The organism is Caulobacter sp., from assembly GCF_049283275.1.
Taxonomy (GTDB): domain Bacteria; phylum Pseudomonadota; class Alphaproteobacteria; order Caulobacterales; family Caulobacteraceae; genus Caulobacter.
This window is the reverse complement of the sequence record NZ_JBAPVS010000226.1, coordinates 1-8,222: the sequence shown is the minus strand read 5'-3', so window position 1 is coordinate 8,222 and position 8,222 is coordinate 1. Positions and strand designations below refer to the sequence as shown.

Below are 8,222 nucleotides of genomic sequence, written 5' to 3'. Positions count from 1 at the left end.
GGGTCATCTCTAACCTGAACCAACACACGCCAAACCCTCTTGCCGCCCGCTCAAACCCGGACCACTCTCTGCCTTAACAACGATAATGTTACAGGGAGGCGACGTCGGGGCCATGGCCAGCACGCGCTACGACTACGTCATCATCGGCGCCGGCTCGGCCGGTTGCGTCCTGGCCGCTCGGCTGACAGAGGACCCCAACGTCAAGGTCCTGCTGCTGGAGGCGGGCGGCAAGAACACCTCGATCCTGGTCAAGATGCCGGCCGGGGTGGGCGAACTGATCAAGGCCAAGGGGGAGCAGAACTGGGGCTTCTGGACCGAGGCCGAGCCTCACCTGAACGACCGCAAGCTGTGGTGGCCGCGCGGCAAGGGCCTGGGCGGCAGCTCGGCCATCAACGGCATGATCTATATCCGCGGCCATGCGCGCGACTATGACCAGTGGCGGCAGATGGGACTGTCGGGCTGGTCCTACGCCGAGGTCCTGCCCTACTTCAAACGGTCCGAGAGCCACCATGCCGGCGGCGACGCCTATCACGGCGGTTCCGGCCCGCTGCATGTCTCGCACGGCGAGTCCAAGAGCCCGTTCTATCCGACCCTGATCGAAGCCGGCCGCCAGGCGGGCCATGCGACGACCAAGGACTTCAACGGCTACCAGCAGGAGGGTTTCGGCCCCTACGACCTGACGATCCGCGACGGCAAGCGCTGGAGCGCGGCGGCGGCCTATCTGACGGCGGCCCTGACCCGGCCGAACCTGACCTGCGTGACCGAGGCCCGCACCACCCGCATCCTGATCGAGAAGGGCAAGGCGATCGGCGTCGAGTACGTGGTCGGGACCAGCCCCGAACGCCTGGTCGCCCACGCCGACGCCGAAGTGCTGCTCAGCGCCGGCGCCGTGCAGTCGCCGCACATCCTGCAGCTGTCCGGCATTGGCGATCCGGACGACCTGAGCGCCCAGGGCATCGCGGTGACCCACGCGGCCAAGGGCGTCGGCGCCAATCTGCAGGATCACCTGGATGTCTGCCTGTCCTGGACGACCAAGAACATGGTCACCGCCTATTCGGCCAACAAAGGCCTGAAGAAGCTGGGCACGGGCCTGTCCTACATGCTGCTGGGCAAGGGCATGGGCCGCCAGCAGTTCCTGGAGAGCGGCGCCTTCCTGAAGTCGCGCCCCGACCTGGACCGCCCCGACCTGCAGATCCACGGCGTTCTGGCGATCATGCAGGACCACGGCAAGGTCCAGATCGAGAAGGACGGCTTCACCCTGCATGTCTGCCAGCTTCGCCCGGAGAGCCGCGGCAAGGTGGGCCTGCGCTCGGCCGATCCGTTCGACGATCCGACCATCCTGGCCAACTATCTGGCCACCGACGAAGACCGTCGCGCCGTCCGCGAAGGCGTCAGGATCGCCCGCGAGGTGGTGGCCCAGGCCGCCTTCGATCCCTATCGCGAGGCCGAATACGCGCCGGGCGCCGACATCAAGAGCGACGCCGACATCGACGCCTGGATCCGGACCAAGGCCGAGACCATCTACCATCCGGTCGGCACCTGCCGGATGGGCGCGGCGGGCGATCCGCTGGCCGTCGTCGACGACCAACTTCGCGTGCAGGGAATCGCCGGCCTGCGGGTGATCGACGCCTCGGTCATGCCCACCCTGATCGGCGGCAACACCAACGCGCCCACGATCATGATCGCCGAGCGCGCCTCGGACCTGATCCGCGGCAAAGCGACCTTGCCGGCCGTGGACGTGCCGGTGTTCGAGGACGGACGGGCGGCGGCGGCCTGACATTCGACGAGGCGTCGCCCATGCTACAGCCGGGGACATGCACATGTGCATGTCCCCGATTCAGCGAGACGAAGCCATGAACCACCGCCCTCTCGGCCGCTCCGGCCTGTCCACCGCCCCGCTCATCTTCGGCGGCAACGTGTTCGGATGGACCGCCGACGAGGCGATGTCGCATCGGCTGTTGGACGCTTTCGTCGATGGCGGCTTCAACGCGATCGACACCGCCGACGTCTATTCGGCCTGGGTTCCCGGCCACGTGGGCGGCGAGTCCGAGAGCGTCATTGGCCGCTGGCTGAAGGCCAGGGGCAAGCGCGACGATGTGCTGATCCTGACCAAGGTCGCGATGTGGCCGGCCCAGCCGGGCCTGTCGGCGGCGAACATCGCCTCGGCCGTCGAGGGGTCGCTCAAGCGGTTGCAGACCGACTATATCGACCTCTACCAGGCCCACCAGGATGACGAGTCCACACCGGTCGAGGAGACGCTGGAAGCCTTCGATCGGCTGGTGAAGGCCGGCAAGGTGCGGGCCATCGGCGCCTCGAACTTCTCGCCCGCGCGGCTGTCGGCTTCGCTGAAAGCCTCGCAAACCTTGGGCCTGGCCCGCTACGAGACCATCCAGCCCAAGTTCAACCTCTATGACCGCCACGAGGTCGAGGGGCCGCTGGCCGCGTTGACCGCGCACGAAGGGCTGGGGGTCATTCCCTTTTACGGCCTGGCCGCCGGCTTCTTGACCGGCAAGTACCGCACCGACGCCGACCTGGAGGGCAAGGCGCGAGCACGGACCATCCTGCGCGACTACTGGAACGACAAGGGCAAGCGGATCCTGGCGGCTCTCGACGCGGCCGCGAAGGCGGTGTCGGCCAGTCCCGCACAGGTCGCCCTGGCCTGGATCATGGCCCATCCGTCGATCACCGCCCCGCTGGCCAGCGCCACCAGCATCGAACAGCTGAGCGAACTGATGGGCGCGGCGCGGCTGACGCTGCCGGCCGAGGTGATCGAGGCGCTGAACGCGGCGCGCTAAGCGATCAGGCGCCCGTGCAACGTCGCCAGCCGCAGACGCGGCGATTCCTCGTTGGCCGGACCCAGGGTCTGGATCTGACGCACGCCCAGCTCCAAGGCCGGGCGGCCCATCAGGCGCTGGATCATGGCGATGGGCTGGTAAAGACCCAGGAAACGATCGGCCTGGCCGTCAGCGCCGGTCAGCGGGGCCAGCAGCACCTCCATGCCCACCGGCGGCGCCCCGACGGCGCGGATGTCGGCGGTGATCACCACCGGTTCGCCCCGGCGGCGCGCGACCTCCAGCGCCGACTTGACCTCCAGCCGCTGGGACAGCGTCCAGAAGCCCAGGGCGTCCTCGCCGCGCAGGTCGCGGGCGTGCAGGTCGGTGACGAAGCCTCCGGCCAGCCGAACCGGATGGCGGCCCTGGGCGTCGCGCCCGAGGATGAACACCTGCGGCAGCAGGTCGAGGAAATCGCCGGGATTGACGCTGGTCCGCGCGGGCACGCCGTTGTCGGCGGCCTTGCCGCGCCAATAGTCGATCAGCCGTTCCGTGCTGGGATGGAACATCGTGTTCCCTCGCGGGCTCGCTCACGATCGCTTTTTGATCGCACCGAGCTTGCAAGAAGAACTGGGCCACCGCGTGAACGTGCCGTCTTGGGACAGTTTCTAGGCCGTCAGCCGCCGATGGACGGCCGACTGGCTCAGATCACGTAGTCGTAGACCACGTCGGCCAGGGTGTGGTCCATCGTCCGGGCCGGTTCTTCGCAGGTGGGGCAATTGACGATCCGGGCCGGCACGCCTGCGGCCGTGCAGTGCGGCGGCACGGGCTTGAGCACAACCGATCCGGACGCCACCTTGGCGTAGTCGCCGATGGTGATGTTGCCCAGCACCTTGGCGCCCGCGCCCAGCAGCACGCCCTTGCCGATCTTGGGGTGGCGGTCGCCGCGTTCGGCGCCGGTGCCGCCCAGGGTCACGCCGTGCAGCATCGAGACGTCGTCGCCGACCACCGCGGTCTCGCCGATGACGATGCCGGTGCCGTGGTCGATGAAGATGCCCTGGCCGATGCGGGCGGCCGGATTGATGTCGACCTGGAAGACCTCGCTGGCGCGGCTCTGCAGGTAGAAGGCCAGGGTCTCGCGCCCCTGGGCCCACAGCCAATGCGACACGCGATGGGTCTGCAGGGCCAGGAAGCCCTTGAAGAACAGGAACGGCTGGACGTAGCCCTTGGTGGCCGGATCACGCTCGAACACCGCCATCAGATCGGCTTCGGCGGCGGCCACCAGCGACGGATCGTCCGCGAAAGCGTCAGCGGCGAACTCGCGGGCGGTCATGGCCCGCATCTCCTGATCGCCCAGCTTGCGGGCCAGCTGGAAGGTCAGGGCGTCGGCCAGATTGTCATGGCTGAGGATCACGGCGTTGAGCAGCGAGGCCAGGGCCGGCTCGGCCTTGGCGGCATGTTCGGCCTGATTGCGCAGCGCGGCCCAGACGGGCGGCGTCGTTTCCTGCGTCACGACCTCGAGATGCTTGGCCACCGGGATCTCCCTCGCCCACGTCGTCTATAGAGCATCTTTTTTAGAAATGCTCCAGACGTCCTATGGTTTCAACGGCAAAGCCGCCTATCCGTTCGCCACTTAAGGCCGGGTGTCGGCCAGCACAAGTCGCGCCAGGTCGGCCGGCAGCTCGCCCTTCACCGCCATATGGTGCACGCGAAGCAGTAAAGCCACCGTCAAAGAGTCCGGCATGTGACCCGACACCGCCGCGTCGAGGGCCTCTCCGAACGGCACGCGGACGACGGCCAGGTCCTCGGTTTCGTCCGGCGCGGCCGCCGTGGGCGTCAGGTCCAAGGCCAGATAACCGTGGCAGAACTCGTCGGTGATCGAGTTCGACAACTCCATCCTGAGCACTTCGCGCCAATCGGCGGCCGCCAGCCCGACTTCCTCGGCCAGTTCGCGCTTGGCGCCGTCCAGCGGATCCTCGTCCAGCGGCGCGCCGCCCTCGGGAATCTCCCAGCTGTAGTTGGCGTGGGGAAAACGGTTCTGCCCCACCAGGGTCACCGTGCCGTCGGCGTGCAGCGGCACGATCCCGATCGCCCGGTTCTTGAACGCCACCTTGCCGTAGAGCGCCGGCCGGCCCGTGGGGGCGATCGCCTGATGCTCGGTCAGGGTGATCCAGGGATTGTCGTAGACAATCGTTTCGCGGGTCACGACCCACGGCGTCCCGTGCGGTTTCAACCAGGTCGGCATATCGGTCATGCGAACGGCTCGCGGCTTGTGGCGGCCGGGCGTCGGCCATAGGTGTGCTGACTTATCTTGCTTCCTGGAGGTCGTCTTGACCGGTTCTGTTCCCCCCGCCCCCGAATTTGGCGAAGTGCTGCCGATCGAGCCCTCGCAGGCGGTGCTGGACTTTCTGGCCAAGCGGCGCTCGGCGTCCGCCATGAGCCTGGCGGCGCCGGGGCCGGACGACGCTCAGCTGGCCGATCTTCTCCGTCTGGCCGCCCGGGTGCCGGACCACGGCAAGCTGTCGCCCTGGCGGTTCGTGGTCCTGCGCGGTCCGGCCAAGGACCTGTTCGCCGAGAAGATCACCGCCTTGGCCGACAGCCAGGCCAATCCGGTCAAGGCCAACGCCGCCCTGCGCAAGTTGACCCGCCCGCCAGTCGCCGTGGTGGTGATCTCGCGCCACATTCCCGGCGAGATTCCCGAATGGGAGCAGCGCCAGAGCGCCTCGGCCGTCTGCCAGCAGATGCTGCTGGCCGCCGCCGCCATGGGCTGGGGCGCCAACTGGATCACCGACTGGTATTCCTACGACCCGCGCGCCCAGGACATCCTCGGCGTCGTGGACGGCGAACGGGTGGCCGGCTTCCTCTATCTGGGAACCTCGACCGAACCTCCGCAGGAGCGCGTGCGGCCCGACGTGGCGGCGATCACCACGGAATGGTCGGGCGACTAAGGAGCGTTTGCGCCGCTGTCGCGTTTCCGCATCGGTCCGACGCTTTCCGGGGACGCTTTCGGCTTAAAACAACAGCTAACGCCACAGAACCGCCGATTAGTTAGTCTCTACTCCCAACGCGTGGGACTTGCTAAGCGCAAGTTTCACCGTGCATCAACCATGACATCTTGTGTAACAGTCTTGCATCAAATCGATCTTAAGCATCGGTAACTTGTGATCTTGCCTTGGAGCGCCTAAGGCCAAGTTCGACAATGTCTGCGTACTTACACGCCGACCAAAACTTTTCGGCCGACGGGGTTTATGACGCTCTCTCTGTTAATTCTCGGCATGACCGCCGTCATCGAGGGCGCGCCTGAAGCCGCCCCCGTGCAGCAGCAACCGGCGGCGCAGGTCCAGCAGACGCCCCAGCAGGCGGCGGGGGCCGACGCCGATCCGTATGCTTCCGAGGTCGAGGCGATCGAGGTGGTGGCGGCGGGCAAGCCGCGCGGCTCGGTCGAGGGGGACGTCAAGCCCGAGCTGACGCTGACCCCCGCCCAGATTCGCGCCTACGGCGCCGGGAGCATCTCGGAGCTGATGGCCTTCCTCGAGCCGCAGCTGCGCACTGGCTCGAGCCGAGGCGACGGCGCGCCGGTGATGCTGATCAACGGCCGCCGCACCTCGGGCATGCAGGAAATCCGCGACATCCCGCCCGAGGCCATCGAGCGCTTCGAAATCCTGCCCGAGGAAGTCTCGCTGACCTACGGCTACAGCGCCGACCAGCGGGTGGTGAACATCGTCTTGCGTCGTCGCTTCCGCGCCGTGACCACCGAGGCGGGCCTGAAGGGCGCCACGGCGGGCGGGCGGACCAGCGAAGACGTGCAAAGCACGCTGTTCCGCGTGCAGGGCGACCAGCGCTGGCTTTTCAACGGCAAGGTCACGCACGACTCGACGCTGTTCGAGACCGAGCGCGACATCACGCGGGCGCAGCTGAGCCAGCCCTACGACCTGACCGGCAACGTCGTCGGCGTGAACGGCGGGGAAATCGATCCGGCCCTGAGCGCCATCGTCGGATCGCCTGTCCTGTACGCACCCGTTCCCGCCTCGGCCGCACTGGGCGCGCCGACCCTGGCCGACTTCGCCGCCGGCGCCGGCGTCGCCGCCAGCGGCGACCTGACCGCCTGGCGAAGCCTGGCTCCAAACAACACCACCGCCAGCTTCAGCGGCGCGGTGACCCGGCCGCTGGGCAAGGCGTCCATGGTGACGATCAGCGGCGGCTTCGACGACACCAGCTCGCTCAGCTATCTGGGCCTGCCCGGCGTCCGGGGCCTGCCCGTCACCGTGGGCGGCCAGGACCAACGCCTGATCGTGCCGACCGGCAACCCGTTCTCGCCGTTCACCACCGACGTCGCGGCCTATCGTTTCGTCGACGATTACGTGTCGATGCTGCGCAAGACCGACACCCAGAAAGCCACGCTGTCGGCGGCGGCCAACGGCCAGATCAACGACTGGCGCTGGAGCGCCACCGGCGGCTACGTCTATTCGACCAGCGAGACCTCGACCGGCCGCGGCCTGGACGCCTCGGCCTTCATCGCGGGCGTCGCCGCCGGCGATCCCACGCTGAACCCGTTCGGCAACATTCCCGCGGAACTGCTGAGCCGGGTCTCGCCCGACACCGCCCATTCGACCTCCAACACCGCCAACGGCGAGGTCGTGCTGATCGGCAAGCTGATGCAGACACCGGCCGGCGGCGTCTCGACCACCTTCAAGGTCGGCGCCGACACCCAGAACCAGGATTCCCGCAGTATCCGCCAGGGCGTCGCGGTCGATCGGGACATCTCGCGCACCAGCGGCAACCTGCAGGCCAATGTCAGCGTGCCGCTGACCAGCCGCTCCAAGGGCGTACTGCCGTTCCTGGGCGACCTGTCGGTCAATTTCAACGGCCAGTACGAGGAGGTGTCGGACTTCGGCGGCCTGACGACCGTGGGCGCCGGCGCCAACTGGACGCCGATCACCCCGGTCACCTTCATCGCCAGCTACAGCAACGACGAGGGCGCCCCCAGCGCGTCGCAACTGAACGACCCGATCCTCTCGACGCCGAACGTCTCGATCTTCGACTTCAGGAACAATCGGACCGTGCTGACCACCCGCATCGAGGGCGGCAATCCGAACCTGCTGTCCGACAGCCGGCAGGTGCTGAGGCTGAGCGCCACCGTCCGGCCGCTGCCCAAAACCGCGAAGATCGACCTGCAGATCAACGCCAACTACACGGCCACGCGCATCGACGATTCGACCAACGCCTTCCCGGCCATCACCGCCGATATCGAGCAGGCCTTCCCCGACCGGATCCGCCGCGACGCAGACGGCAACCTGATCTCGGTCGATGCGCGGCCGGTGAACTACGCCAAGACCCAGCAGCAGCAGGTCCGCTGGGGCTTCAACCTGTCGCGGCCGTTCGGCCAGGCGCGCCCCATGCCGGCCGGCTTCCCCGGCGGCGGCGGCGAAGGCCCCGGCCGCGGTCCCGGCC

General features: G+C 67.9%; 7 protein-coding genes. 4 read left to right on the top strand and 3 right to left on the bottom strand.

Going from position 1 to position 8,222, the window contains the following annotated elements:
• Positions 1-112: 112 nt before the first annotated feature.
• Both WAL33_RS12775 and WAL33_RS12770 read left to right on the top strand, forming a co-directional pair.
• On the top strand, positions 113-1,777 hold the full coding sequence (locus tag WAL33_RS12775) for a choline dehydrogenase (protein ID WP_422181928.1): 1,665 nt from the start codon (positions 113-115) through the stop codon (positions 1,775-1,777).
• A gap of 76 nt (positions 1,778-1,853) precedes the next feature.
• A complete protein-coding gene (locus tag WAL33_RS12770) occupies positions 1,854-2,795 on the top strand; it encodes an aldo/keto reductase (RefSeq protein WP_422181927.1) in 942 nt (313 codons plus the stop codon).
• On the opposite strand, the gene WAL33_RS12765 is transcribed toward WAL33_RS12770, so the two are convergent.
• The 3 genes from WAL33_RS12765 to WAL33_RS12755 all read right to left on the bottom strand — a co-directional run bounded on the left by WAL33_RS12765 (position 2,792) and on the right by WAL33_RS12755 (position 5,025).
• Positions 2,792-3,340 (bottom strand): PAS domain-containing protein, encoded by a 549-nt coding sequence (locus tag WAL33_RS12765; protein ID WP_422181926.1) that lies wholly within the window; start codon positions 3,338-3,340, stop codon positions 2,792-2,794. The two genes, WAL33_RS12770 and WAL33_RS12765, sit on opposite strands and share 4 nt — an antisense overlap.
• Positions 3,341-3,474: 134 nt before the next feature.
• On the bottom strand, positions 3,475-4,305 hold the full coding sequence (cysE, locus tag WAL33_RS12760) for a serine O-acetyltransferase (protein WP_422181925.1): 831 nt from the start codon (positions 4,303-4,305) through the stop codon (positions 3,475-3,477).
• Between the two features lie 99 nt (positions 4,306-4,404).
• Positions 4,405-5,025 (bottom strand): NUDIX domain-containing protein, encoded by a 621-nt coding sequence (locus tag WAL33_RS12755; protein WP_422181924.1) that lies wholly within the window; start codon positions 5,023-5,025, stop codon positions 4,405-4,407.
• Positions 5,026-5,101: 76 nt separating this feature from the next.
• On the opposite strand from WAL33_RS12755, the gene WAL33_RS12750 reads away from it, so the two are divergent.
• Together WAL33_RS12750 and WAL33_RS12745 are read left to right on the top strand one after the other, a co-directional pair.
• The gene (locus tag WAL33_RS12750) at positions 5,102-5,719 is read left to right on the top strand and encodes a nitroreductase family protein (protein ID WP_422181923.1); all 618 of its coding nucleotides are present in this window, start codon (positions 5,102-5,104) and stop codon (positions 5,717-5,719) included.
• Between the two features lie 327 nt (positions 5,720-6,046).
• Positions 6,047-8,222: Plug domain-containing protein (locus tag WAL33_RS12745; protein WP_422181922.1), on the top strand; the 2,176-nt coding region annotated here is incomplete at its 3' end.